Here is a 24532-nt window from a genome sequence, read left to right on the forward strand (position 1 = left end):
CAACAGCATCGCCGGCAAGGCCGGCTCCCACAGGGTCATGCAGTGCACCAACCCTGGTGGAGCCGGCCTTGCCGGCGATGAATTCACCTGCGATCAAGCGTCCTGCAACGCCCGCGGCCGCCCACTGCGCTGCTCGCACGCAGGCTTCGGCGCAGGCTGCAAGTGGAAGTCGAAGTCCATCTCGGCAAAGCGCCCCTGCACACCGCGCTTGTCCGCCGCCGCCGCGTCCTCGACAAAGCGCAGCTCACCGATCAGGCCATCACGGGTCGCATAGGCAAAATCGTCCCACAAGTATTCATCGCCCGCCAGGTTGATCTGCGTGGTCAGGTGACGGTAGCCGGTGGCCGAGATGAAGAAGTGGATATGCGCCGGGCGGTTGCCATGGCGCCCCAGCTGGTCGAGCAACTCCTGCGTCGGCCCGTCCGCCGGGCAGCCATAGCCCGACGGCACGATGCTGCGCGCACGGTAACGGCCCTCGCCATCGGTGATGATCCGCCGGCGCAGGTTGAATTCCGACTGGGTGCTGTCGAAATACGAATAGGTGCCTTGGGTATTGGCATGCCACAGGTCCACCACCGCACCCGCCACCGGCTGGCCGTCGGCATCCAGCACGCGGCCTTGCAGGAACATCACCGTCCCGGCATCCCGGCCATCGTCCATGCGCACCTCGCCTTCGGCCAGCGGCGCCCCGGCAACATACAGCGGGCCTTCGATGGTGCGCGGCGTGCCGCCACCCAGGCCAACTTCAGCATCCTGGGCATCCAGTTGCAGGTCCAGGTAATGCTCGATGCCAAGCCCCGCCACCAGCAACCCGGCTTCCTGGCGCGCGCCCAGGCGGTTCATGTAGTCCACGGCGGTCCAGAACTCGTCCGGGCTGACCTGCAGGTCTTCGATCAGCCTGGCCACATCGTTGACGATGCGCTTGACCAGTTGCTTGAGGCGCGGGTTGCCCTGGTCGTTGAGCAGGCCGCTGACCTCCTTGAAGAAGTCCTGAACCTCGGCAGTGTGAGCGATCTTCACGGTCATGATGGTGTCCTCGAATTGTTGTTATGTGCGATCAGGCGTGGCGTTCAACGGTCGTCGCTGTGGATCGACGAAGGGTGGCGGCACAGGCCGGCGACCTCGATGTCCATGTAGGGGAACAGCGGCAGCTGCATCAGGGTGTCGTGCAGCGCCTCGACACTCGGCAGGTCGAACACGCTGTAGTTGGCGTAGTGCCCGGCGATGCGCCACAAGTGGCGCCAGCTGCCCTCGCGCTGCAGACGCTGGGCCAGTTCCTTCTCGTCGGCCTTGAGCCGGGTGGCCAGGGCCGGGTCCATGTCCAGGGGCAACTTCACGGTCATTTTCACGTGGAACAACATGGCGTCTCTCCTTGTTTACGGGCGGCGGAAGAACGCCAGGCGCTCTTCGTCCAGGGTCAGGCCAAGGCCGGGGGTGTTCGGCACCTGCAGGGCAAAATCGCGGTACACCGGGGCCTCGACGACGATCTCTTCAGTCAGCAGCAACGGCCCGAACAGTTCGGTGTGCCAGGTCAGGCGGTTCAGGGTGAGGAAGGCGTGGGCCGAGGCCAGGGTGCCGATCGAGCCTTCGAGCATGGTCCCGCCGTACAGGGCGATGCCCGCCGCCTCGGCAATCTGCGCGGTGCGCAGCACGGCGCGCGGGCCGCCGTTCTTGGCGATCTTCAAGGCGAACACGCTGGCTGCACCGTCCGCCGCAAGGCTGAAGGCATCCTCGACGCTCTCGATCGATTCGTCGGCCATGATCGGTGCCGGGCTGCGCTGGTTCAGGCGCACCTGGCCGGCGCGGTTGATGCGCGAGATGGGTTGCTCGATCAGGTCGATGCCGTTGTCGCCCAGCACCTGGCAGGCGCGGATCGCTTGCGACTCGTCCCAGTACTGGTTGACGTCGACTCGCACGCTGGCGCGCTCGCCCAGGGCCTGCTTGATCGCGATCACATGGCGCAGGTCGTGGGCCACGGCGTTGGCGCCGATCTTCAATTTGAAAATGCGGTGGCGGCGCAGGTCGAGCATCTGCTCGGCTTCCTCGATGTCCCGCGCGGTGTCGCCGCTGGCCAGGGTCCAGGCCACTTCCAGGCTGTCGCGCACGCGCCCGCCAAGCAGCTCGCTGACCGCCAGGCCCTGGCGCTTGCCCTGGGCATCGAGCAAGGCAGTTTCGATGCCGGACTTGGCGAAGGTGTTGCCCTTGATCACCTTGTCCAAACGCTGCATGGCGCCATTGATGTTGCTGGCGTCCTGGCCAACCAGCAGCGGGGTGAAGTAGCTGTCGATGTTCTGCTTGATGCTCTCCGGGCTCTCGTTGCCATAGGCCAGGCCACCAATGGTGGTCGCCTCGCCCAGGCCTTCGATGCCGTCCGAGCATCGCAGGCGGATCACCACCAGGGTCTGGCGCTGCATGGTGTGCATCGCCAGCTTGTGCGGGCGGATGGTCGGCAGGTCGACGATCAGCGTCGCAATGCTTTCGATCAGGGGATGACTCATCGGGTTTCTCCAGGCGCGCTCAACCGAGGTCGCCGCCGCCAACCGGCAACACGCTGCCAGTGATGTAGGAAGCCTCGTCGGAGGCCAGGAACAGGATCGCGCCGACCTGCTCGTCGAGCGTGCCGTAGCGTTTCATCAGGCTGCTGTCGCAGGTCTGCTCGACGATCTGCTGGTACCAGGCTTTCTCGTCTTCGCTCTGCTCGGCGCTGTTGCGCGGCACTCGCCGCGGCGGCGCCTCGGTGCCACCAGGCGCCGTGGCATTCACCCGCACGCCGCGCCCGGCCGTTTCAAACGCCAGGCAGGCGGTCAGCGCATTCACCCCGCCCTTGGCCGCACCATAGGGCACACGGTTGAGGCTGCGGGTGGCAATCGACGAGACGTTGACGATGGCGCCGCTGCCCTGCGCCAGCATGTAGGGCAGCGCGGCATGGCAGCACCACAAGGTCGGGAACAGCGAGCGACGCACTTCGGCTTCGATCTGCTCGACCTGGTAATGCTCGAACGGCTTGGCCCAGATGGTCCCGCCGACGTTGTTGATGAGGATGTCGAGCCGCCCGAACTGGGCGACCGCCGCCGCCATCACCTGCGCACAATCGGCGTGTTGTTCCAGGTCGGCGGTCAGCGCCAGCACGTTCTGCCCTTCCAGCTCGTAGACCAGTTCAGAACGGTCCACGGCCACTACCTGAGCACCTTCAGCGAGCAGGCGCTCGCACACGCGCCGGCCGATGCCCTGCGCCGCGCCGGTCACCAGCGCAACCTTGTTGTCGAATCTGTGGTTCATGACAACCTCGAATAAAAAAGGGACCGCGCGTACCCGCACGATGCGCACGGCCCCGTAAACGGATTCAGGCAGCGGCGGCGAACTTCTCATAATAGAAGTTCGCCGGGGTGATGCCCTGTTCGCGGATGTACTGGCTGACCGCCTCGACCATCGGCGGTGGACCACACAGGTACACGTCGACGTCACCTTCGTTGAGATGGCGTGGCTCGATGTGCTGGGTGACATAGCCCTTGAGCGGGTGCTGGCTGTCCGGGTTGGCCACGCAGGCGCTGAAGCTGAAGTTGGCAATGCGCGCAGCGAAGTCTTCCAGGCGATCCAGTTCGACCAGGTCGAAGTCATTGGTCACGCCATAGATCAGGTGCAGGGGATGTGCACTGCCCTCCTCGGCGATCTTCTCCAGCATCGCGGTGAACGGCGCCAGCCCCGTGCCACCGGCCAGCAGCAACAGTGGCCGGCGAATCTCGCGCAGGTAGAAGCTGCCCAGTGGCCCGGCCAGGGTCATGTCGTCGCCGGCCTTGGCCAGCCCGGTGAGGAAGCTGCTCATCAAGCCGCCCGGCACGTTGCGGATCAGGAAGCTGACCTCGCCGTCCTTCTGCAACGAACTGAACGAATAGGCGCGGGTCTGGGCACTGCCCGGCACACCCAGATTGACGTACTGCCCCGGCAGGAACGCCAGGCGGCTGAGCGCCTCGCCCTTGATCGACAGCGCGATGGTGCTGTCGGAGAGCTGGCGCACCGCACTGATGCTGGCCTGGTAGCTGGCCTGCTCGGTCTTGCATAGCTGCGAAGACGCCGGCACCCGCACCACGCAGTCGCTCTGGGCGCGCATCTGGCAGGTGAGCACGAAGCCCTGCTCGGCTTCCTCTTCACTCAGGGCGTCTTCGATGTATTCCTGGCCCAGGTCGTAGCGGCCGGTTTCGGCGAAGCACTTGCAGGTGCCGCAGGCGCCGTCGCGGCAGTCCAGCGGGATGTTGATGCCCTGGCGGTAGGCGGCATCGGCCACGGTTTCGTCAGCGGTGGCGTCGATGAAGCGGGTAACCCCGTCTTCGAAATTGAAGGCGATCTTGTGCATGGCGCACCTCGCAGATGGCAGCAAATCAGATGTGGTAGATGTCGATGACCTGACGGACGTAGTCGTTCTTCAGCACCACCTTCTTGGCCTTGATCAGCGGGCGTTCGCCGCGCACGTCGAGGGTGTAGAAGCTGGTGCCGAAGTAGCTGTCGACGGTCTTGTAGCGAAAGCTCAGGGTGTGCCAGTTGAAGCGCAGCCGGCACAGCCCGTCGCCCTGCTCGAGCAGTTCCAGGTTGCTGATGTTGTGCGAGGTGCGGGTGTCGGGCATGGTCGCGCTGGAGCGTTCGGTCTTGATGCGGAACACCCGGTCTTCCAGGCCGCCACGGTTGCCGTACCAGATCAGCGAGATTTCCCGCTGCGGGTCTTCGGTGAGCTGGTCGTTGTCGTCCCAGGCCGGCATCCAGAAGGTCGCGTCGCTGGCGTAGCATTCCAGCCAGAGGTCCCACTGGCTGTCGTCCAGGTAGCGGGCTTCGGCATAAAGAAAGTCGCGCACCGCTTCAAAGGAAATGCTCATTGCACGGCCTCCACGGGGATCAATTGCTGATCGGCGGCGACGGCCTTGAGCATGGTTTCCTGCCAGTACTTGTGTTGCAGCACGAACAGGCCTTCGTCCTCGGTGCGTACCCCGCTGAGCTGTGGGTGCAGGTCGATTTCCTGCGCGGCGGCATCGGCGCCTTCGACCCAATGCGCGGCGCCACGGGACATGTCGTTCCAGCCACGGTTGCCCTGGTAGCCCATCTGGCAGGAGCGGAACTCTTCCAGGTCATCAGGGGTGGCCATGCCGCTGACGTTGAAGAAGTCTTCGTACTGGCGAATGCGCTGGGCGCGGGCCTCGTCGCTTTCACCCTTGGGTGCGATGCAATAGATGGTGATCTCGGTCTTGTCCACGGCGATCGGCCGGGCAATACGGATCTGCGAGCTGAACTGGTCCATCAGGTAGACGTTCGGGTACAGGCACAGGTTGCGCGAGTTCTCGATCATCCAGTTGGCGCGGGCCTGGCCGAAATCGGCGGCCAGCTCGTCGCGGCGCTCGAACAGCGGGCGATCCTCGGGGTTGGCCCAGCGGGTCCAGAGCAACAGGTGGCCCTTGTCGAAGGAGTAGAAACCACCGCCGCTCTTGGCCCAACCGCCAGCGCTCATGGTCTTCATTTCTTCGCCGGCTTCACGTTGCTTGCGCTGGTTCTGGGTGGCCGCGTAGTTCCAGTGCACGGCACTGACGTGGTAGCCGTCGGCGCCGTTTTCGGCGGTCAGCTTCCAGTTGCCTTCATAGATGTAGGAGGACGAACCGCGCAGCACTTCCAGGCCATCGGCGGACTGGTCGACGATCATGTCGATGATCTTCGCCGACTCACCCAGGTGTTCCACCAGCGGCACCACGTCCGGGTTCAGGCTGCCGAACAGAAAGCCACGGTAGGACTCGAAACGCGCCACCTTGGTCAGGTCATGCGAGCCTTCGCAGTTGAAGCTGGCCGGGTAGCCGGCGTCGACCGGGTCCTTGACCTTGAGCAGCTTGCCCGAGTTGTTGAAGGTCCAGCCGTGGAACGGGCAGGTATAGGAGGAACGGTTGCCACTCTTGTGCCGGCAAAGCATCGCGCCGCGATGGCTGCAGGCGTTGAGGAAGGCGTTGAGCACCCCGTCCTTGTTGCGCGCGATGAAGATCGGCTGGCGCCCCATGGTCGTGGTCAGGAAGTCGTTCTTTTCCGGGATCTGGCTTTCGTGGGCAAGGTACAGCCAGTTGCCCTCGAAGATGTGCTTCATCTCCAGATCGAACAGACGGGGGTCGGTGAACATCTCGCGCTTGCAGCGATAGACGCCCTTCTCCTGATCTTCTTCAAGCAGGGAATTAAGGTAATCGAATCCCAGGGACATGGCCGGGGCCTCCGTTGTTATTGTTCAGGCCATGTCAGGTTAGGGAGGTAGGACGGGGGGCAATATCCGCTTTGTGCAGACTGCTATCCGTTTTCTGCAAATGCGTCAGTGGCGACGTTTGAGGGTGTCCGAAGGCAGCTCGCCGAACAGCTGCTTGTAGGTGTCGGCGAAACGCCCGAGGTGGGTGAAGCCGTAGTCCAGGGCCAGTTCGGTGATGTTGCGCACCGGGCTGGCCGGGTCGGCGAGGCTGGCATGGATGCGTTCGAGCTTCTTCTGGCGGATGTAGAGTTTCGGCGTCGTGCCGACGTGGCGCTCGAACAGCCCGTAGAGTGAGCGCAGGCTCATGCTGGCCTGGCGGGCGAGTGCCTCGCTGTGGATATCCTGGTGCAGGTTGCGTTCGATGTAGTCGAGCAGGCGCTCGAACGACACCGCGTGGCTGCCCAGTGCTTCGCGGCTGACATTGTTGGGCATCAGGGTGAGCAGTTTGCTGGCGACGATCTGGCTGTAGTGTTCCTGCACGCGCAGCAGCGGTTCGCTGCTTTCGGCTTCCTGGCAGACCATCGCCAGCAACCCGGCGAAACCTTCCAGCGCCAGCAGTTGGTAGTGGCTGTGGATAAACCGCACCCCGGCGCTGGGGCGTTGCCAGCGTTGCTCGTCGCAGACACTGTCGAGCAGGCGGGTGGGCAGCTTGAGGATGAATTTTTCGCAGTCGGCGGAATAGGCCAGATCGACTGGCTCATCGGGGTTGATCAGCAGCAGTTCGCCGGGGCCGAGCACGCGCTCATCGCGCCCGCGACGCCAGACGCAGTGGCCGCGCAGGAGGATTTGCAGGTGGAACACGCTTTCCAGCGCTTGCGAGGTGACCCGCACTTCGCCGCCGTAGCTGATGCGGCAGAGGTCGAGGCTGGCGAACTTGCGGTGGTCGAGGCACGCCTCGGGGTGGCCGAAACGCGGCAGGCGGATGTGGTGCACGCCCACATGCTGGTTGACGTAGGTCGACACGGCATAAGGATCGGCACGCTCGAAAACCCGGCTGCGCTCACTGAGCAGGGGACTCTCCATACCAGGGTACTCATTGTAGTTATGCGGCCAGTCTAAGCGATTGTTCGGCGAGTGGCCCAGCCTGGGGATGAGTGGCGATGATCACGAGACAGTCATCACCCCCTGTGAATATCTCTGTGGAAGCCGGCCTTGCCGGCGATGGCTGCCCAGCAGCCTCCCCAACAAAACATCGCCGGCAAGGCCGGCTCCCACAGGGTTGGGTACCTACAACAAGGTCCAGGTGTAACTGAGGATCACCCGGTTCTCATCGATGTCCGAGCGATAGTTCGAGCGCGCCATGGCATTGCGCAGGCGAACGCCCAAGCCCTTGAGCACCCCGCTCTGCACCGCGTAGCTCAGGTCCAGGTCACGCTCGTGCTCCTTGCCCTCAAAGCCCAGCCCGGTGTCGACGTTGTCACCCTTCAGGTAGCGCACGGTAGCGGTCAGCCCCGGCACCCCCATGGCGACAAAGTCATAGTCATAACGCACCTGCCAGGAGCGCTCGTCAGTGTAGGAAAACTCATAGGTCGGCACCTCGTTGCCCAGCGGCGAGATGTTCGGGAACACCCGGGGGAAGGCATCGTCGCCATAGATCCCCTGGTACCCGACGGTAAACGTGTGGCCGCTGCGTTTGGCCGAGAGCAGCGAGTAGAACGCACGGTTGTCCACCTCGCCGATACGCTGTTCGCCCTGCTCGCGAGCGGTGAAATAGCCGAGGTTGGCCAGCAAGGTCCAGTCCCCCACCGGCTGGCTGTGCTTGAAGCCGACAAAGCCCTGTTGATAGATGTCTTCCAGGCGGCCATACCAGAGGCTCACGGTGCTGCGGTTGGCATTGAAGCTGTAGTCGCCACCCGCGAAATCAAAGCCATCGCTGTCGGCCTGGCGCTGGGGCAGATGACCGAGCATGGCGATCATTTTTTCATCACCGGCCTCGTTGCGCAGGCTGGTGGACCCCAGGTGCCCGGCCTGCACGATCAGCCCGTCGATTTCTGCCGAGGTCACGCTCACCCCCTGGTAGGTCGGGGGCAGCAGGCGGGAATCGTTGTATTGCAGGATCGGCAGGTTGGTTTGCAGCTCGCCGACCTTCAGCTCGGTTTTCGAGTAACGCATCTTGAAGGTGGCGCCGGCCCGGCTGTAGTTGTCGGCGGCGCGGCCGTAGTCCTGCACCGGCAGCAGGCCGGTGCCCGTGCGGTCGGGGCTGCTGTCGAGCTTGAGGCCGAGCACGGCGAGGGTATCGACTCCGAAGCCGAGCGTGCCGGGGGTGTAGCCGGACTTGAAGTTGAAGATGAAACCCTGGGCCCATTCTTCGGCCTTGGACTGTTTGTTGGCACCGACGATGCCGGAGAAGTCGCGGCTGAAATAGTAGTTGCGGGCTTGCAGGGTGGCGCTGGCGTCCTTGAAAAAATCAGGCTCGGCGGCGTGGGCGGTGGCACTCAGGGCGAGCGGGGTCAGCAACCCGGCTAGGCGAAGGTTGTTCATGGAGGTGGCTCTTATTGTTGTTTTTGAAGGTAGATGGCGGTGGCCTCATCGCCGGCAAGGCCGGCTCCCACAGGGGGCCTCAAGCAACTGGAGAAACCTGTGGGAGCTGGCCTTGCCAGCGATGGGGCTACGCGGTCTCTGGGCTCAACGCCGCTGCACTACGCCCGCGACTGGCAAACACCATCATCGCCAGCGCCGCCACCGCACCGGGTACCGCAAACGCCAGGAAATTCAGCGCCAGCGGCAACTGAATCCCCAGCAACGCGCCGCCCAGCAACGGCCCGACAATCGCCCCGCTACGCCCGATCCCCGAGGCCCAACCCAGCCCGGTCGAACGGATCCCCATCGGGTAGAACTGCGCCACGCAGGCATAGGCCAGAATCTGCGTACCAATGGTGGTCGCCCCGGCAATCGCGATCAGCAGGTACAGCACCGCCGTCGGGCTCTTGAAGCCGAGCAGGCTGATCGACAGCGCCGCCACGGCAAAGAACACCACCAGCACCCGGTCCAGCCGGAAGCGGTCGCCAATCCAGCCACCGCCCACCGCACCGAAGATCGCCCCGAAGTTCAGCACCAGCAGGAACGCCAGGCTCGAACCCAGGCCGTAGCCGGCGTTGCTCATCAGCTTGGGCAACCAGGAGTTGAGCGCATACACCATCAACAGGCAGCAGAAGAACGCCACCCAGAGCATCAACGTGCTCAGGGCCCGGCCATCGCGAAACAGCTGTGGCACCGCCGCACCAGGGCCGCTGCCGACCGCGATGTCCAGACGGTCACCCGCCTGCGGTTGATAACTCGGCTCCACCCGCTGCAACAACGCCTGCGCCTGCTCCACCCGGCCCTGGCGCACCAGGAAGCCCAGCGATTCCGGCAGGTAACGCAGGATCAGCGGCAACATCAGCAGCGGAATCACCGCCACATAGAACACCGACTGCCAGCCGAACGCCGGCAACAAGACGATGCCCAGCCCGGCCGAGAGCATGCCGCCGACCGAATAGCCGCTGAACATGATCGCCACCAGGGTGCTGCGCATCTTCTTCGGCGCGTACTCGTTCATCAGCGCCACCACGTTGGGCATCACCCCGCCGATCCCCAACCCGGCGATAAAGCGGCAGATACCGAACTCCGTGGGGTTGCGGGCGAAACCGTTGAGCACGGTAAAGCCGCTGAACAGGATCACGCAGAGGGTGATGGCCTTCTTGCGCCCGATACGGTCGGACAACGGCCCGAAGATCAGTGCACCGAACATCATGCCAAACAGCGCATAACTGCCCAGGGCCCCGGCCTGCAGAGGGGTCATGCCCCACTCCTGCATCAGCGCCGGCAATACCACGCCGTAGATGACCAGGTCATAGCCGTCGAAGATGATGATCAGCGCACACCAGAACAGCACGCGCCAGTGAAACGGATTGAATTTCGCCTGGTCGACCAGGGCATTGATATCGATTGCTCGCATGGTGCGCGTCTCTTTTGTTGTTGTTATCGAAACCCGAGGTTCACGGCCTCAGGTTAGGAGCAGCACAAAAGAGGCAATAGCCGTTTACTGCGAATCGCTATCCAGATTGCGCAGGCAGTGACCGATGGCGCTTGAAGGTCACCGACGGCAGCTCGCCAAAGCGTTGCCGGTAGCTCTCGGCAAAACGGCCCAGGTGCAGGAAGCCGTAGTCCAGGGCGATCTCGGTGACATTGCGCACGTTGCTCGCCGGGTCGAGCAAGGCGCCATGGATACGCTCCAGCTTGCGCTGGCGCAAATAGCCCTTGGGCGACATCCCCGCATGGCGCTCGAACAACGAATACAGGCTGCGCTCGCTGACCCGCGCCACCGCCATCAACTGTTCGAGGGCGATGTCCTGGGTTAGGTTGGCGTCGATATAGGCCGCCAGCTGTTCGAACGAAGTGGCCTGGGCCGCCGGCTCGCAGCGCTGGATATTGTTGTCCAGCAGGCTCAGCAGCTTGCTGGCGACGATGCGCCCGTAATGCTCCTGCACCTGCATCAGCGACTGGCTGGATTCCGCTTCCTCGCAGATCAACCCGAGCAGACCGATAAAACCTTCAAGCGGACGCGTGGCATGGCGCGCCGAGCGAAAGCGAATGCCGCCGTCCGGCACTTGCCAGCGCTGTTCCAAACACGCCTGTTCAAGCAGGCTGGCGGGCAGCTTGAGGATGAATTTCTCGCAGTCGGCCGAATAGGTCAGGTCGACCGGGTCGTCCGGGTGAATCAGCATCAGCTCGCCGGGCACATAGTGATGCTCGGCGCCCCGGTAGCTGGAACGGCAATGGCCCTTGAGCAGGATCTGCAGATGGAACAGCGTGCCGAGTGCCGGCGAGGTGATCCGCGCCTTGCCGCCATAACTCAGCCGGCACAGGTCGAGGCTGGCGAACTTGCGGTGATTGATGCTCGCGGCCAGGTCGCCGGTGCGCGGCAGGCGCAGGCAATGGCTGCCGACATGCTGGTTGACGTAGTCAGACACGGCATACGGGTCGGCGCGCTCGAACACGCGGCTGCGCTCGCTCAGCAATTGGCTGCCCATGGTCAGGCCTCTCATTATTCTTATAGGGGTGGATATCCACAGGCGATGGTTATCCACAGGGCCCAGCTTGCGTCAGCCCAGCGCGCCAGTCCAATATCGCTTGGGTAGGCAACCATACCCTGGAGGTATCATGGAACTGCGTCACTTGCGCTACTTCCGGGTGCTGGCGCAGACCCTGAACTTCACCCGCGCCGCCGAACAACTGCACATGGCCCAGCCGCCGTTGAGCCGGCAGATCCACCAGCTCGAAGACAGCCTCGGCGTCGAACTGCTGGAGCGCACCCGGCCGCTGCGCCTGACCGAAGCGGGCCGCTACTTCTTCGAGCAGACCGCCGCCCTGCTCGACCAGCTCGAACAGGTCGCCGAAGGTACCCGGCGCATTGCCAACAGTGAACGCCAGTGGCTGCGCATCGGCTTTGCGCCATCAACGCTGTATGACCTGCTGCCGGAGCTGATCCGCCGCCTGCGCCGCAACGAGGAGCTGGAACTGGGCTTGCAGGAAATGATCACCCTGCAACAAGTTGAAGCACTTAAGGCCGGGAGGATCGATATCGGTTTTGGGCGCATCCGCATCAACGATCCGGCCATCGAGCAGCAGGTGTTGCGCGAAGACCCACTGGTCGCCGCCCTGCCCCGCGGGCATGCATTGCTCGGCCAGCCACTGACCCTCGAACGGCTGGCTGCCGAACCGTTCGTGCTCTACCCCGCGAGCCCCCGGCCCAGCTATGCCGACCATATCGTCGCGCTGTTCGCCAACCACGGCATGGGCATCCGCGTGGCGCAGTGGACCAACGAATTGCAGACGGCACTCGGCCTGGTGTCGGCGGGCCTGGGGATAACTTTGGTGCCTTCAGCCGTGCAGAGCCAGCATCGCGCTGACATCGTCTATGCACCTCTGGTCGATACCTCGGCGGTATCGCCGATCATTCTCAGCCGCCGAGCTGGGGATAACTCTGCGCAACTGGAACAGTGCCTGGCGCTGATCCGCCAGATGCAGGCCGACCCTCAGGGCTGAGGGCCGGCCTGGCGCCGATCAGGCGATGGCCGCCTGTTTTGCCGCGACGAAGCGGTCCGCCAGGAACGGCGTGAGGTCTAGCGGCAGGGCTTCTTGATGCACCACCTTGTCGATCAGCACGCCGGTGATGGCCGAGGTGAGAATGCCGGTGCGGAAATGTCCACAGGCATTCAGGTAGCCTTCAACGCCGGCCACCGGGCCGAGAATCGGCAATTCATCCGGCGACCCTGGGCGCAAGCCGGCCCAGGTGCGCTTGAGGTTGGCCTGCGCCAGCGCCGGAATGCAGCGAATCGCACCCTTTACCAGCCCGTTGATCTCCGGGTAGGTGGTGGTGACGTCGAAGCCTTTGTCTTCGGTGGTGCTGCCGATCAGGATCTCGCCGTTGTCCTTCTGCGCCATGTAGCAGTCACTGGTGGTCAAGCAGCCTTGCAGCAGCTTGGGCATACGCTCGGTGAGCAGAATCTGCCCCTTCACCGGCGTGACCGGAATGCGCAGGCCGCTAGCCTGCTCGCTCAAGTCGGCCGCCCAGGCGCCCGCAGCATTGATCAGGGTATTGCAGTGGAAGATGCCTTCCTCGGCAGTCTTCACCCCGCTGACCCGCGCGCCCTGATGCAGCACCCCGGTGACATTGGTGTTGAAGTACAGGTCGACGCCATTCTGCCGCGCGCCTTCGGTGTAGGCGTCCGCCAGGCGGAACGGACTGACCTGGTGATCGCAGAGGAACTCCAGCGCGCCCCGCGCCTGGTGGCTGACGGCAGGTTCGGCCTGGCGCAGGGCATCGCGATCCAGCCAGCGCACCTGGTCGGCCAGGTGCGGGATCTGCGCGACGATGTGCTCGGCATACAGGCGGTCTTCATCGTCGTAGATCACGTACTTCAGGCCCGTGCGCTCGAACTTGAAGTCCATCCCGTGGCGCTCCATCAGCTCCTGGTGCAGCTGTGGATAAAGTGCGTTGGATTGCAGCGCAAAATCGAAGAATGACTGCGGCAGGATATGCGGGGTGCTCGAGTCGACGACCACCGCCGAGCCATTGGCTTCGCGTTTCTGCTGGGCCGACATCATGCGAAAGAAGATGACTCCGCAGCCCAGCCCCACGGATTCGCCAATGGCCCACAGCCCACCGGCCGAAGCGCGGGTGGCATTGCCGGGGCGCTTGGCGTCGATCAGGGCGATCTTCAAGCCAGTACGTTTGGACAGCTGATAGGCGCAGGAGGCGCCAATCACGCCGCCGCCAGCAATCACGACATCATAGGTTCTGCTCATGGTTCAGGCTTCCGTGCCAAGTGACTGAAAGGCGGAGAAAGGAATCGGGTCGATCGGGAAGCGCGGGCGCAGCCAGCCGACATCGTTGCGGCCGGTGGCCTGGCGCAGGCGGTCGCTGCAGTAGCCGACACACATCCGCCCTTGGCAATCGCCCATGCTCACCCGGGTGCGCATCTTCAAGCCGGCCATGTCTTCGACGCCTTGCGCCAGCGCGCGGTCGATTTCGCTGCGTTTGACGTTCTCGCAGCGGCAGATCAGGGTGTCTTCGGTTGGCAGGTTTATCTGCTGGTTGCCGCGCAAGGTGTAGCGGTCAACCCCGGCGCGAAAACGCTTGATCGCCCCCAGTTTGCTCAGGTAGCGGTCACGCAGGCCGAGGGCTTCGGCATCGCTGATCAGCCCGGCCTGCATCAGCATCGACACGGCGGCAATGCGCCCGGTGAGCATGGCCGCCTCGCCACCGCGAATCCCGCAGAGGTCGCCCGCCAGGTGCACGTGCGCCTCGCTGCTGCGCTGCCACACATCGCTTTCGGCGCGCAGGTAGCCGTCTTCGCTGAAACCATGGCTCAGGCCCATCTGCTGGCTGAGCTGGGTGCGCGGAATAAACCCGTAGCCTACGGCCAGGGTTTGCGCCTTCACCCGTTGCACGCGGGTCATGTCCGGCTGCCAGTCATCGCCATAGGGGGCCAGGCGTACTTCGCTCACTTCGTCCTCGCCAACGGCGCCGACCACGCCCCAGCCGTAGTGCATCGGGATGCCATTGAGCTTGAGGTAGCCCAACATGCTCAGGCCATCGAGGAACAGCTGCGGCTTGTTCAGCAGCGCGAGGCTTTCGCGGGCGATCTTGCCCAGGGCGCAAGCCTCATACACCCCCTCCACTTTCACCCCGGCGCCATGCAGCTGGCAGGCGATCAACGGCAGCAATGGGCCAGTGCCGGCGATCACCGTGGTGCCCAGGGGTTTGACCACGCCGCTCTTGATCTGCAATTGCAGCCCACCGAGGAGGATCACCCCGGGCAGGGTCCAGCCGGGGAACGGTACATTGCGTTCGTGGCAGCCGGCAGACAGCAACAGGTGGCTGTAGTCGATTTCGGACAATTGCTCTTCACCATCCAGCACGACCAAACGCTGGCCGCTTTCACCGCCCACCACGCGAGTGTTGAGGCGCACGTCGATGCGCGCGGCATTGGCTTCGAATTCCTTGTGCAGCTTGTTCAGCGCTGCGTTGTAGCGCGCGCCGAGGTAACCCAGGTCGACCCCGCTGCGCAGCGGCCCGCGAAACACCACGCCACCGAGGCGGGACGCTTCATCGATCAGCAGGCTGTCGACGCCAAAACGGGCCAGTTCACAGGCGGCGGCCATGCCGGCCGAACCGCCACCGACAATTACCGGACGCAGGCTCATGGTGCCTCCTGCGCGACAACGCGGTTGACCAGGGTATCGACCTGCATGTCCGGCTGGACCACGGTCTGGCAGGCACGGCGCTTGTGCCGGCCATTGATGGCGACCAGGCAGCATTGGCACACGCCCATGCCGCAGAAAGCGCCGCTGACCTGCCCATGGTCGTTACGGCCAATCTGCCGCTGGCCTACGGCCTGCAACACGCTGAGCACGGTTTCCCCGGCAGCGGCAGCGACCGGTTGGCCGTTGAGCAGGATGGTCATGTCCGCATGTGGCAGCGGTTGGATATCGAGTGATCGATCGAGGTTGTGCATCGTGTTTCATCCATGAAGTACCAACAGGACTTCGAACACTATGCGATCTGCGCTGCAACGAATTGATCCAGGCCAAACATACAACGTAGGACAGCTCTCTAAACGATGAGAGGCTATCAATAGCGCCTACGGCTGATCCTTGGGATGGTCGCCGGGTAGCACGTGCCCCGACACGTGCAGGCACACCAGCACATCCGATGAGCTCAGACCGACAGGTGTTCATAGAGGATGGTCGCGCCGACCAGCATCAGCACGATGCCGCCAAGGATCTCCGCCCGTTTGCCCACCAGGGTACCGAGCACACGGCCCAGCATCACGCCGATGGTCACCATGACCATGGTGGCCAGGCCGATTGCCCCGGCAGCCACGAGGATGTTCACATCGACGAACGCCAGGCCGATACCCACCGCCATGGCATCAATGCTGGTGGCGAACGCGGTGACGGCGAGCATCAGGAAGGAATGCTTGCCGGGCTTTTCCTCTACCTCGACGTCTTCTTTCACCCCGTTGTAGACCATGTGCAGGCCCAACCCGAGCAACAGGGCAAAGGCGATCCAGTGGTCCCAAGTTTCGACGTAGCGGCTGGCGGCATGGCCGATGGCCCAGCCGACGATGGGCGTGATGGCTTCGATCACACCAAAGATCAGGCCCATGCGCAGGGCTTCGATGAAACGCGGTTTGTGCAGGCTGGAGCCTTTGCCGATGGCCGCCGCGAAGGCGTCCGTGGACATGGCCAGGGCAAGGAAGATGAGGGAAATCGGATTCATGGGTGACACCGGGCCGGGCACTGAGAACAACGACCTGTCCACACGCCCGACCTTAGGCGTGGATAGGTCGTCGGTCTCACCAACCAGAAGGTGTTCGTACCACGGCAGGTTGCCGAGAATGTTGATACGAACGCTACCGAAAAAGCTTCGGTAACAGGCTACTCCCCAACGAAGGCTTGCGACTCTACCGGCTCGAACGTGAAAAAAATATCAAAAACCGTCTGCACATTTGTTACAGGTTACGCCCCATCCGGGATGATCCCGCGCAGCAGCAAGCGCGTTGCGGTAGTGGCCGCAGCGTCAAAGTCGACATCCAGCGGCCCGGCACTGTTGCTGATGCCGGGTAGCTGCCAGCCCAGGCTGATGCACGATTGCGCGATGGCACCCAGGGTCAGCAGCAGGTAGTGCGGGTCGACCGGCGCCAGTAGCCCGCGCTCCATCCATTTGCCCAGGCAGGCCACGCTTTGCTGCGCTTGCGCGGTCCAGCGCTCGAAATAGGCCGTGGGCAAGCGCGGCGCTTCATTGGCCAGCTCGACCATCAGCACCTTCGAGGCCGAGGGCCGTTGCTGGAACAGGCGGATCATCGCCTTGACCTTGCGCACCATGGCATCCAGCGGCTCTTCATCGGCGTGGAAGGGGGTACAGGCGTCCAGATAGGGCACCGCGATGCCTTCCAGCACCTGGGCATAGATGCTCTCTTTCGACTTGAAGTGATACAGCACATTGGACTTGGGCAGCCCGGCCCGCGCCGCGATGCTCTGGATCGTGGTGGCGCTGTAGCCTTCGCTGGCAAAGGCATCACCGGCGGCCTGCAGGATCATGCCCCTGAGCGAATCGTCAGGCGGGGCTGGCGGCGTATCACGACACGGCACCGGGTAGTGCGGGTCGAACGGCATGATGTACATCGGGTTTTCCTTGTTCGGCGGGGTACCGGAACGTGTCGTGCAGCGGTATTGAACTACGAAATATACAAAACTATATAGCGAGTGCGTAGACGCAGGGAAACCAAATGCCAATATTCCCCTGTAAAAGCGGGGAAGATATCCACAGATGAGGTGCGACGTACGTAAAAGGTGGCTAAGTACCGCTCAAGTCGTTGGTAACTCCCACAAAAGATACGAAGAACAGCGCTCAATGAAGAGGAAACGATTAGCAATATATTCGTCGCTTTACGTTCATTTAATGAATATTTAATCGTAATGCAATCGCCTATCATGCGCGCCGCGCAAGAAGCGCCCATAAGAATTTCAGCAGGTTTGCATGATGCCCCCCGCTTCCCCCCTTTTCCGCGAAGAAGCGCTTGCAACAGCGCATGAGCAACGTTTCGGCACCGTCCTGATCCACCAACCATGGGGATACAGCATGGCGGCTCTTGTAGCGGGAGCACTGGTCCTTCTGATACTCGCGTTTGCCTACTTCGGTACCTATACACGTAAAGCCACCGTAAGGGGCTTGTTGACGCCCGACCAGGGGATGCTGCGCCTGGTTGCGCCAGGGGCGGGCATACTGACTCACGTGCACGTCGCTGAGGGCCAACAGGTCAATAAGGGCGATGTCTTGTTCGCCATTTCTGGTGAGCGACTGTCCAACGCTGGCGCAACGCAAGCCTTGATAGCCGAGCAGTTGGACCAACGCTTGAACCTGATGCTACGTAACAGGGTGCTGGCGGACGAACGCCTGTCTGGGCAACTACGGATGCTGGATAGTCGTATAGCAACGATCGCCGGGGAACTTGAGCAATTCACAGAAGAGGTTCGTCTATTAGAACGGCGCGAGGAGTTGGCACGTGCCCACCTGGCGCGCCAACAAGAGTTGGTCAATGCAGGGTTTATTTCTGTTGCACAATTGCAACAAGCCGAAAGTGAGTGGTTGATCCTGCAAGGCCAGCAGCAGACCAACCATCGTGCAAGGGCAAGCCTCGTACGCGAACGCACCGGGCTATTGGCTCAACGCCAAGAAGCCGAACTGCGCCACCGTAGTGAAATCAGCGAAGCCGACAGTGCGGCGGCCCTGGTCAAGCAGGAGCAAGCCGAGAACACAGTACGCAGTGAGTTGGTCAGCGTTGCCCCTTATGCAGGGACACTGACAGGGCTGAGAGCACAGATCGGTCAGCAGGTGAGCGCAGGCTCATTGCTGGCAAGTCTGATAGCCGAGGGGGCGACATTGTCTGCCCACCTCTACGCCACGCCACGCCAGGCAGGTTTTATCGAGCCGGGGCAACGCGTACTGATGCGCTATGCGGCCTATCCCTATCAGAAATTCGGCATGGCGCGCGGTCGTGTCATTGCAGTGGCAAAGAGCCCCTACGCGACGCAAGAGCTACAACCCCATATCGCTACGGCGTTGCAGGGACAAGGGCCGGCGACCGAGCTGTTCTACCAGGTCTCCGTGGCCCTCGACTCCCCCAACATAGCGCTCTATGGAAAGACCCAGCCGCTGCAAGCGGGCATGTTATTGGAAGCCGATGTCCTTCAGGACCGAAGAAGGTTATATGAGTGGGCGTTGGAGCCACTCTATTCCGTCACTGGAAAACTACGCGACTAAGCTAGATACGTGACGTCTGCTCTAACATTTAGAACGTCTATCAAGAAAAATAATTGAGCGCTCATGAGCCTGACCAAAAGAGAGTCGGATGTTTTGCAGTTGCTGTTGGCTGGCAAAACAAATAAACAAATTGCACTTGATCTGCACATCAGCGACTACACGGTTCGTGATCATGTGTCTTCACTGCTGCGCAAACGTGAGGCAGGCAGTCGCATGGAATTAATGGCTCAGCAAATAAAACGCTGAAAGCCCCTTTGTTTCCGGTTAGCATTTAATATTACGGAGGGGCGCTGTAGCATTCGGACCATAGTACCAATACCCTCTAGACCATCGATCAACGGGCCAAGTTCTTCCCCTACATGTGTAGGGTCGTCTACGGCGCAGCGGGTCTTTAGAATAGGCCGCGGCACTATTCCTTACCTCTGGCGATCTGGCTTGCCCGGGCGCTGGGCTCGGCTGCCCACGTGACAGCCGACCCACTATACCGGTGCTGCAGGTCTCACTAAGTAGTGAATAGGTTCTGCCATCACCTATCAACAGTCTGATGACGAGGCACGCAGTGAAAGACATAGCAATTAAAGACCTGGAAGTGGTCGCTGGTGGTATTGGGATTCCAGGGGCCATCGCCGGCGCAGTTAGCGCAGGTGCAGGTTATGTAGGCTTCGAAGCCACGGTCGGCGGGGGGTCAATGGGTGGCTTTGCAGCCGCGGTGACCGGCGGTGCCATTGCTGGCTTCGTTTCCGGACCGTCAGGGGGAACAGCCGTCGCCGCCGGGGTCATCGCGGGCGGAAGTACAAGTTTTTACGCTGGGATGATTGCCGGATTTGGCTTGAACGCTTGGGATGCGGCGGGCACAAACTACAATCGTTAATTAATTTATGATCAGCCTTGGCGCCAACAATTTTACGAGACTTGTAATAATAGTTCCGCCAGGGATGATACAGGACAGTCAATAAATAGAGCGCACGCGCTTCATAAACATTGCCTTGGGCACCCAACGGGTAAAGCAGGAGCAACATGGATACAGCGGATTTCTTTTTGTACTTGGGCATACAGCTATTGTGTGCACTGGCCATCAAGGGCACCTTGGTACTGTCGGGCCGGACGATACCGAAAACGATAGAACTCATCCTCATCGCAGGGGCTCCCGCCATTATCACCGCACTCATTTATGCCAACGGGCCTGGTTGAGTTTTGCTTTGGGCTTGGCCGTTACTTTTTAGTTAACCTCTATTTTCCAAACAAACTTCGTCTTGAGCAATGCTGCTCAGGCCTAGTGTTTTCGTGGGTGTCGCGTGGTCATTGATTTCAACATTTCAAAAGCACATTTCATTGACCAGTACCAGGGCAAGAAGCCACTGTTGATCAAGAATGCCTTTGACGTCTCGCAGGCCTTTTCTTGGGCTGACGCCAACCAAATCATCGAACGCAGTAGCGTCGACTCCGATGATTTCAAGATTCTCCACAATGGCTTGGTGCCCAAGCACGAATATGTCGAGGCCTACTACGACGTGGGGATGGTCAGGCATCGTCTGATCAAATCGGCGGTCTATGAGCGTATGAAAAACGGCGCGACCCTGATTGCCAATAAAATCGTCAATGAACCCAAGGTCCATGCGTTCGCGCGGCAAGTCGCCCAGTTTACAGGACGGCAAACCGTCAGCAGTGCCTACGCTGCATTTGGCCGTCAGGCGTCCTTCCAAACACATTGGGACACCCGGGATATATTTTCCATCCAGCTCCTTGGACGCAAGCGCTGGATTGTTTACGAGCCGAGCTTCAACGATCCGCTGTACATGCAGCAGAGTAAAGATCTTGAGCAGGACTATCCGTGCCCTGCCGAGGCCTACATGGACTTTATCCTTGCACCTGGCGATGTGCTCTATTTGCCCAGGGGCTGGTGGCACAACCCCTTGCCATTCGAGGAGGAAACCTTTCATCTTTCCATCGGCACATTCCCTGCTCATGCCTTGGATTATTTGCAGTGGTCAGTGCAACAGCAACTGCCAACCTTGGCCGCGGCGCGAAAAGCCATGCGTACGTTCGAGCATGATCGGGAAACTCTCTCGCAGTTGGTTACCCAATTCGCGGAACTGATCACAGACCCTGCTCACTACGAGCGTTTCATGGATGCATTTGACGCGGCCCAACGCGTAGAGACGCCGTTGGCCATCGACCTTCTCGGCAATGCCAGCGTCAAGCAGTTGCCAGATCATGTCGGCTTGCAGCTTTCGGCCAACTGCACCCTCTCGATTGCGCAAAACTACCTGATCGCCAACGGTACCAGGATCACTCTTGACCCGCAGGCGCTGCTACTCGTGAGCACTATCGAACAGTCTCCCGGTATTCGCCTGGGCGAATTACTCGCCCGACGTCCTGATTTGGATTCTGCAAAGCTTCGCGACCTGATGTTCGAGCTCTGCCATCAGGACATTCTTGAACTGATTCGTTCTTGAGTAGTGCCATGACCGATTTTTCAGTGCAGGAACCAACGTGATGCGCGTGACCTTACAGTCCGAGAGCCAGGAATGTGGCCTGGCGTGTCTGGTAATGATTGCCGCCGCGCACGGATTGCATTTGGACTTGGCAACACTGCGACAACGTTTTGTGGTTTCTATCAAGGGGACGAGCCTCGCACAATTGATCCGCTATGCCCAGAACCTGGCATTTACCTGCCGACCGTTACGCCTTGAACTGGAAGAAATCCCACAGCTTCGTACGCCCTGCATCTTGCACTGGAACCTCAACCATTTTGTTGTGCTGGTGAAGGTTCAGAATGGCCGCCTCGTCATTTTCGATCCTGCGCGTGGGCGACAGGTATTGAAACTGGAGGAGGCCTCTCGACACTTCACCGGGGTGGCACTGGAGTTGTCACCAAACGCTGAGTTTGTTCCCGCCCAGCACAAACCTCGGTTGCGTTTAAGGGCGTTGGTCGGTCGAGTGCTTGGGCTCAAGCGTGCGCTGGGAAACATCTTTGTTCTGGCATTGGCATTGGAAGTGGTGGCCTTGCTCTCGCCCCAGGTGACGCAATGGGTGGTCGACGGGGCTTTAGTGTCGGCCGACCATCATTTGTTGCTGCTGGCGGTAATGGGCGGCTGCCTGTTGATGTTGATCGATTTTGTTCTGCGTATCGCGCAGGGCTGGATGGGGTTGCGACTCAACCAGCAGTTGGCACTGCAATGGTCGGGGAACTTGTTCAGCCACTTGCTGCGATTACCTTGGCCATACTTCGAAAAGCGTCAACTGGGCGATATCACCGCGCGCTTTCAGTCGCTGTCAGCCATTCGAAATGTTTTTACCGGCGGTGCGATTACCATCGTAATCGATGGCTTGGTCACGCTTGTTACCGTTTCCATGATGCTGCTGTATAGCGGTGCACTGACGGGCATCGTCGGCGTGGCCGTGCTGCTTTACGCACTGTTGCGGCTGGCGTTTTATCACCCACTGCGCAATGCCTCGGAAGAGCGAATTGTTCTGGCCGCCCGAGAAAACTCCTACTTTCTTGAGAGCATCCGCACGGTACTACCGCTCAAATTATTCAATATGACCTCCGCACGCCTGGGCACTTGGCAGAACATGATGGCGGATGTTCAGAACCGCGATGTGACGACCCAGAAGATGCTGTTGGCGTTCGCCAGCCTCAACACGCTGATTTTTGGGGTTGAAGGTATGTTGTTGCTATACGTCGGTGGCATAGCAGTGCTGGAAGGCAGCCTGTCATTGGGCATGCTGCTGGCCTTTCTGGCCTACAAGAGTCAGTTCACCGGGCGTGCCAGCAAGCTGATCGACCTGGGTATTGAAATCAGGATGCTTTCATTGCATGCCGAACGGTTGGCGGACATCGCACTGGAGCCGGTCGAAGCCCTCTCTCAGTCGGAAACCGATGTGCAGCACATTGATCCCAGTATTGAGTTCAGGGATGTCTCTTTCCGGTATGCCGAAGGTGAGCCTTGGATCATTCGCAACCTGTCTCTGACGATTGCTGCAGGTGATTCAGTAGCGATCGTAGGGCCGTCCGGCTGTGGCAAGTCGACACTTCTTAAAATCATGCTCGGCTTGCTGCAGCCCACCGAAGGCGAGGTTCGGCTGGGTGGCATTCCGGCTCGTCAACTGGGTGTTGACGGGGTACGTAACCTGATAGGCGTGGTGATGCAGGAGGACCAGCTTTTTGCTGGCTCCCTTGCCGAAAATATTGCCTGTTTCGCCCCCCAGGCTGACCAAGACAAGATCGAAGATGCGGCGCGACATGCCTACATTCACGACACCATCTGTCAGATGCCAATGGGCTACCAGACACTCGCTGCGGAAATGGGCAGCGGCCTGTCAGGTGGTCAACGGCAACGGGTGATGTTGGCACGGGCGCTGTACAAACAACCCAAAATATTGGCCTTGGATGAAGCCACCAGCCAACTCGACCTGCACAGCGAACAATGTGTGGTACACGCCATGCAACGCCTGGCCATGACTCGAATCAGCATTGCACATCGACAAGAAACCATTGCCCTGGCACATCGACTGGTGCGCCTGGAAAAAGGCACAGTCGTTGAAGACTTACGACGCCTGCCAATACCGGTCACTACCTGATGCCGCTGTTTCCAAAGTTACTCGGCTTGCTCTTGCTGCTGGGTCAGACGATGGTTGTTCAGGGGGATGACCTCGTGACGATCTATCAGGATGCTCTGCTTAACGATCGCCAATTTTCTGCGGCCCAGGCCGAGCGTGAGGCTGGCTTGGAAAACGTCATACAGGCCCGCGCGGGTCTCCTGCCGGAAGTGTCTCTACAGGCACAAAACCTGTGGAACCGCAGCCAGTACCAGGTCGAGGGAGGAGAGATAGAACATCGCCGGCAGAACCAGACCTACAGCATACAATTGGTCCAACCGGTGTTTCGCTGGAAGAGCTGGATCCTCTATCAACAAGGAAACCAACAAACAGCCCTTGCAGTCACCCGCTTTCACGGTGCTCAGCAAGCATTGATACTTCGCGTGGCTACCGCTTACTTTGAGGTCTTGAGTACTGAAGAAGCCTTGGATGCCCTGCGCCAGCAACAGATTGCCGATGCTCAGTTATTGGCCAGCGCCCGTAAGCAATTTGAACTCGGCAATGTCAGCATCGCCGATGTGCACGAGGCACAGTCCAGTGCCGATCGAGCACTGGCAGCATCAATCAAGGCAAAGAGTGATGTTCAACTGGCCCGACACGGATTGGCGCGCATCATTGGGCGTCAGCCTGGTCCCCTGCCAGGTCTGCGCAATGGGGTGAGCCTTGAACCGCCATTTCCATCAGATATAGATGTATGGATTGAGCAAGCGCAGCAGAGCGGTTTTGAAGTTCAGCATCAGGCGTTGCTGCTGGAAATTGCTCGAAATGAAGTACGCAGCCGAAAGGCGGATCACTTGCCCACGATCGACCTGGTGGCCAGCCAGGGCATGCAACAGCGCCCGAATGTGGGGACTGAGCGCAGCGATTCGTCCAGCATCGGACTGCGTATCAGTGTGCCGTTGTATGGAGGTGGACGTACCCGTTCCGCAGTGCGCCAAGCCCAAGCATTACATGAGCAAAGTGAAGCGCAGTACGAAGAGGCCAAACGCACCGCGCAACTGCAGGTACGGGAAGCCTGGCTAGGGGTCGTCAGCGGAATGGCGCAAGTACAAGCATTAGAAACAGCTAGCGTCTCGGCAAAGTCTGCTCTGGAAGCCAATCAACTGGGTTATAGAGTGGGTGTTCGGATCAGTATTGATGTGCTGCAAGTGCAGAGTCGTTTCACGGAAACGGTGCAGCAACTATCCAGGGCTCGCTACGACACCCTGTTGGCCAAACTGCGCCTGAAGGCAACAGTGGGCGGACTCATGGAAAGTGATCTAATTGAGCTCAACAGGCTACTGCATTTGCACTGACCTGAGACGCGACGGTCCTTTGCACGGAATCCGTGACTGCAGGTGGGTGCTCGGAACATAGTT

The 24532-nt window shown here is 60.9% G+C and carries 24 protein-coding genes and 1 riboswitch; of the genes, 8 read left to right on the forward strand and 16 right to left on the reverse strand.

Going from position 1 to position 24532, the window contains the following annotated elements:
- Nucleotides 1–93 precede the first annotated feature (93 nt).
- The 11 genes from catA to M5G11_RS01115 all read right to left on the reverse strand — a co-directional run bounded on the left by catA (nucleotide 94) and on the right by M5G11_RS01115 (nucleotide 11271).
- Nucleotides 94–1026 carry a catechol 1,2-dioxygenase gene (gene catA, locus M5G11_RS01065; protein WP_273912407.1) on the reverse strand — a complete coding sequence of 311 codons (933 nt, stop codon included), beginning with the start codon at nucleotides 1024–1026 and terminating at the stop codon, nucleotides 94–96.
- 44 nt (nucleotides 1027–1070) lie between these two features.
- Nucleotides 1071–1361, reverse strand: a complete 291-nt coding sequence (gene catC / locus M5G11_RS01070; protein ID WP_273912408.1) for a muconolactone Delta-isomerase — start codon at nucleotides 1359–1361, stop codon at nucleotides 1071–1073.
- 15 nt (nucleotides 1362–1376) lie between these two features.
- Complete coding sequence (locus tag M5G11_RS01075) at nucleotides 1377–2498, reverse strand: muconate cycloisomerase family protein (RefSeq protein WP_273912409.1); 1122 nt, start codon at nucleotides 2496–2498, stop codon at nucleotides 1377–1379.
- Between the two features lie 19 nt (nucleotides 2499–2517).
- Nucleotides 2518–3279, reverse strand: coding sequence for a 1,6-dihydroxycyclohexa-2,4-diene-1-carboxylate dehydrogenase (locus M5G11_RS01080; protein WP_273912410.1), 762 nt, complete (start codon nucleotides 3277–3279; stop codon nucleotides 2518–2520).
- Nucleotides 3280–3343: 64 nt separating this feature from the next.
- On the reverse strand, nucleotides 3344–4351 hold the full coding sequence (benC, locus tag M5G11_RS01085; RefSeq protein WP_273912411.1) for a benzoate 1,2-dioxygenase electron transfer component BenC: 1008 nt from the start codon (nucleotides 4349–4351) through the stop codon (nucleotides 3344–3346).
- 25 nt (nucleotides 4352–4376) lie between these two features.
- Nucleotides 4377–4865, reverse strand: coding sequence for a benzoate 1,2-dioxygenase small subunit (gene benB / locus M5G11_RS01090; RefSeq protein WP_273912412.1), 489 nt, complete (start codon nucleotides 4863–4865; stop codon nucleotides 4377–4379).
- On the reverse strand, nucleotides 4862–6220 hold the full coding sequence (gene benA, locus M5G11_RS01095) for a benzoate 1,2-dioxygenase large subunit (protein ID WP_273912413.1): 1359 nt from the start codon (nucleotides 6218–6220) through the stop codon (nucleotides 4862–4864). Before benA ends, benB begins: the two co-directional genes overlap by 4 nt.
- A 105-nt stretch (nucleotides 6221–6325) precedes the next feature.
- Nucleotides 6326–7282, reverse strand: a complete 957-nt coding sequence (locus M5G11_RS01100) for an AraC family transcriptional regulator (RefSeq protein ID WP_273912414.1) — start codon at nucleotides 7280–7282, stop codon at nucleotides 6326–6328.
- 204 nt (nucleotides 7283–7486) lie between these two features.
- Nucleotides 7487–8740 (reverse strand): OprD family porin, encoded by a 1254-nt coding sequence (locus tag M5G11_RS01105; RefSeq protein WP_273912415.1) that lies wholly within the window; start codon nucleotides 8738–8740, stop codon nucleotides 7487–7489.
- A gap of 127 nt (nucleotides 8741–8867) precedes the next feature.
- Nucleotides 8868–10196, reverse strand: a complete 1329-nt coding sequence (locus M5G11_RS01110) for an MFS transporter (RefSeq protein WP_273912416.1) — start codon at nucleotides 10194–10196, stop codon at nucleotides 8868–8870.
- Between the two features lie 97 nt (nucleotides 10197–10293).
- A complete protein-coding gene (locus tag M5G11_RS01115) occupies nucleotides 10294–11271 on the reverse strand; it encodes an AraC family transcriptional regulator (protein ID WP_273912417.1) in 978 nt (325 codons plus the stop codon).
- Nucleotides 11272–11401: 130 nt separating this feature from the next.
- Between M5G11_RS01115 and M5G11_RS01120 the strand changes: the two genes are divergently transcribed.
- Nucleotides 11402–12286 (forward strand): LysR family transcriptional regulator, encoded by an 885-nt coding sequence (locus M5G11_RS01120; RefSeq protein WP_273912418.1) that lies wholly within the window; start codon nucleotides 11402–11404, stop codon nucleotides 12284–12286.
- Nucleotides 12287–12304: 18 nt separating this feature from the next.
- Here M5G11_RS01120 and hcnC read toward each other — a convergent pair whose 3' ends face one another.
- The 5 genes from hcnC to M5G11_RS01145 form a co-directional block, all read right to left on the reverse strand.
- Nucleotides 12305–13549 carry a cyanide-forming glycine dehydrogenase subunit HcnC gene (gene hcnC / locus M5G11_RS01125; RefSeq protein WP_273912419.1) on the reverse strand — a complete coding sequence of 415 codons (1245 nt, stop codon included), beginning with the start codon at nucleotides 13547–13549 and terminating at the stop codon, nucleotides 12305–12307.
- Nucleotides 13550–13552: 3 nt separating this feature from the next.
- A complete protein-coding gene (hcnB, locus tag M5G11_RS01130; RefSeq protein WP_273912420.1) occupies nucleotides 13553–14950 on the reverse strand; it encodes a cyanide-forming glycine dehydrogenase subunit HcnB in 1398 nt (465 codons plus the stop codon).
- A complete protein-coding gene (gene hcnA, locus M5G11_RS01135; RefSeq protein WP_273912421.1) occupies nucleotides 14947–15261 on the reverse strand; it encodes a cyanide-forming glycine dehydrogenase subunit HcnA in 315 nt (104 codons plus the stop codon). Before hcnA ends, hcnB begins: the two co-directional genes overlap by 4 nt.
- Before the next feature lie 203 nt (nucleotides 15262–15464).
- Nucleotides 15465–16028 carry a manganese efflux pump MntP gene (mntP, locus tag M5G11_RS01140; RefSeq protein WP_273912422.1) on the reverse strand — a complete coding sequence of 188 codons (564 nt, stop codon included), beginning with the start codon at nucleotides 16026–16028 and terminating at the stop codon, nucleotides 15465–15467.
- Between the two features lie 7 nt (nucleotides 16029–16035).
- Nucleotides 16036–16207, reverse strand: a riboswitch (yybP-ykoY riboswitch).
- A gap of 60 nt (nucleotides 16208–16267) precedes the next feature.
- Complete coding sequence (locus M5G11_RS01145; protein ID WP_273912423.1) at nucleotides 16268–16933, reverse strand: TetR/AcrR family transcriptional regulator; 666 nt, start codon at nucleotides 16931–16933, stop codon at nucleotides 16268–16270.
- Between the two features lie 355 nt (nucleotides 16934–17288).
- Between M5G11_RS01145 and M5G11_RS01150 the strand changes: the two genes are divergently transcribed.
- The 7 genes from M5G11_RS01150 (at nucleotide 17289) to M5G11_RS01180 (ending at nucleotide 24469) form a co-directional block, all read left to right on the forward strand.
- Nucleotides 17289–18572: an HlyD family secretion protein gene (locus M5G11_RS01150; protein ID WP_273912424.1), complete on the forward strand. Its 1284-nt coding sequence runs from the start codon at nucleotides 17289–17291 to the stop codon at nucleotides 18570–18572.
- A 63-nt stretch (nucleotides 18573–18635) separates the two neighbouring features.
- Nucleotides 18636–18818 (forward strand): LuxR C-terminal-related transcriptional regulator, encoded by a 183-nt coding sequence (locus tag M5G11_RS01155; protein WP_273912425.1) that lies wholly within the window; start codon nucleotides 18636–18638, stop codon nucleotides 18816–18818.
- Between the two features lie 313 nt (nucleotides 18819–19131).
- Entirely contained in the window at nucleotides 19132–19443 is a 312-nt protein-coding gene (locus M5G11_RS01160) for a hypothetical protein (protein ID WP_273912426.1), read from the forward strand.
- Between the two features lie 146 nt (nucleotides 19444–19589).
- Nucleotides 19590–19763 carry a hypothetical protein gene (locus M5G11_RS01165; protein WP_273912427.1) on the forward strand — a complete coding sequence of 58 codons (174 nt, stop codon included), beginning with the start codon at nucleotides 19590–19592 and terminating at the stop codon, nucleotides 19761–19763.
- A gap of 104 nt (nucleotides 19764–19867) precedes the next feature.
- Entirely contained in the window at nucleotides 19868–21028 is a 1161-nt protein-coding gene (locus tag M5G11_RS01170; protein WP_273912428.1) for a JmjC domain-containing protein, read from the forward strand.
- A gap of 40 nt (nucleotides 21029–21068) precedes the next feature.
- Complete coding sequence (locus tag M5G11_RS01175; RefSeq protein WP_273912429.1) at nucleotides 21069–23156, forward strand: peptidase domain-containing ABC transporter; 2088 nt, start codon at nucleotides 21069–21071, stop codon at nucleotides 23154–23156.
- Nucleotides 23156–24469, forward strand: coding sequence for a TolC family outer membrane protein (locus M5G11_RS01180; protein WP_273912430.1), 1314 nt, complete (start codon nucleotides 23156–23158; stop codon nucleotides 24467–24469). Before M5G11_RS01175 ends, M5G11_RS01180 begins: the two co-directional genes overlap by 1 nt.
- Nucleotides 24470–24532: the final 63 nt, after the last annotated feature.

Origin of the sequence: Pseudomonas fontis (genome assembly GCF_028656955.1) — a bacterium.
GTDB lineage: Bacteria > Pseudomonadota > Gammaproteobacteria > Pseudomonadales > Pseudomonadaceae > Aquipseudomonas > Aquipseudomonas fontis.

Bases quoted from the DNA above. Each gene is read 5' to 3' on its own strand.
- catA (WP_273912407.1), bottom strand. From the start codon at position 1,026: ATGACCGTGAAGATCGCTCACACTGCCGAGGTTCAGGACTTCTTCAAG.
- catC (WP_273912408.1), bottom strand. From the start codon at position 1,361: ATGTTGTTCCACGTGAAAATGACCGTGAAGTTGCCCCTGGACATGGAC.
- M5G11_RS01075 (WP_273912409.1), bottom strand. From the start codon at position 2,498: ATGAGTCATCCCCTGATCGAAAGCATTGCGACGCTGATCGTCGACCTG.
- M5G11_RS01080 (WP_273912410.1), bottom strand. From the start codon at position 3,279: ATGAACCACAGATTCGACAACAAGGTTGCGCTGGTGACCGGCGCGGCG.
- benC (WP_273912411.1), bottom strand. From the start codon at position 4,351: ATGCACAAGATCGCCTTCAATTTCGAAGACGGGGTTACCCGCTTCATC.
- benB (WP_273912412.1), bottom strand. From the start codon at position 4,865: ATGAGCATTTCCTTTGAAGCGGTGCGCGACTTTCTTTATGCCGAAGCC.
- benA (WP_273912413.1), bottom strand. From the start codon at position 6,220: ATGTCCCTGGGATTCGATTACCTTAATTCCCTGCTTGAAGAAGATCAG.
- M5G11_RS01100 (WP_273912414.1), bottom strand. From the start codon at position 7,282: ATGGAGAGTCCCCTGCTCAGTGAGCGCAGCCGGGTTTTCGAGCGTGCC.
- M5G11_RS01105 (WP_273912415.1), bottom strand. From the start codon at position 8,740: ATGAACAACCTTCGCCTAGCCGGGTTGCTGACCCCGCTCGCCCTGAGT.
- M5G11_RS01110 (WP_273912416.1), bottom strand. From the start codon at position 10,196: ATGCGAGCAATCGATATCAATGCCCTGGTCGACCAGGCGAAATTCAAT.
- M5G11_RS01115 (WP_273912417.1), bottom strand. From the start codon at position 11,271: ATGGGCAGCCAATTGCTGAGCGAGCGCAGCCGCGTGTTCGAGCGCGCC.
- M5G11_RS01120 (WP_273912418.1), top strand. From the start codon at position 11,402: ATGGAACTGCGTCACTTGCGCTACTTCCGGGTGCTGGCGCAGACCCTG.
- hcnC (WP_273912419.1), bottom strand. From the start codon at position 13,549: ATGAGCAGAACCTATGATGTCGTGATTGCTGGCGGCGGCGTGATTGGC.
- hcnB (WP_273912420.1), bottom strand. From the start codon at position 14,950: ATGAGCCTGCGTCCGGTAATTGTCGGTGGCGGTTCGGCCGGCATGGCC.
- hcnA (WP_273912421.1), bottom strand. From the start codon at position 15,261: ATGCACAACCTCGATCGATCACTCGATATCCAACCGCTGCCACATGCG.
- mntP (WP_273912422.1), bottom strand. From the start codon at position 16,028: ATGAATCCGATTTCCCTCATCTTCCTTGCCCTGGCCATGTCCACGGAC.
- M5G11_RS01145 (WP_273912423.1), bottom strand. From the start codon at position 16,933: ATGTACATCATGCCGTTCGACCCGCACTACCCGGTGCCGTGTCGTGAT.
- M5G11_RS01150 (WP_273912424.1), top strand. From the start codon at position 17,289: ATGATGCCCCCCGCTTCCCCCCTTTTCCGCGAAGAAGCGCTTGCAACA.
- M5G11_RS01155 (WP_273912425.1), top strand. From the start codon at position 18,636: ATGAGCCTGACCAAAAGAGAGTCGGATGTTTTGCAGTTGCTGTTGGCT.
- M5G11_RS01165 (WP_273912427.1), top strand. From the start codon at position 19,590: ATGGATACAGCGGATTTCTTTTTGTACTTGGGCATACAGCTATTGTGT.
- M5G11_RS01175 (WP_273912429.1), top strand. From the start codon at position 21,069: ATGCGCGTGACCTTACAGTCCGAGAGCCAGGAATGTGGCCTGGCGTGT.
- M5G11_RS01180 (WP_273912430.1), top strand. From the start codon at position 23,156: ATGCCGCTGTTTCCAAAGTTACTCGGCTTGCTCTTGCTGCTGGGTCAG.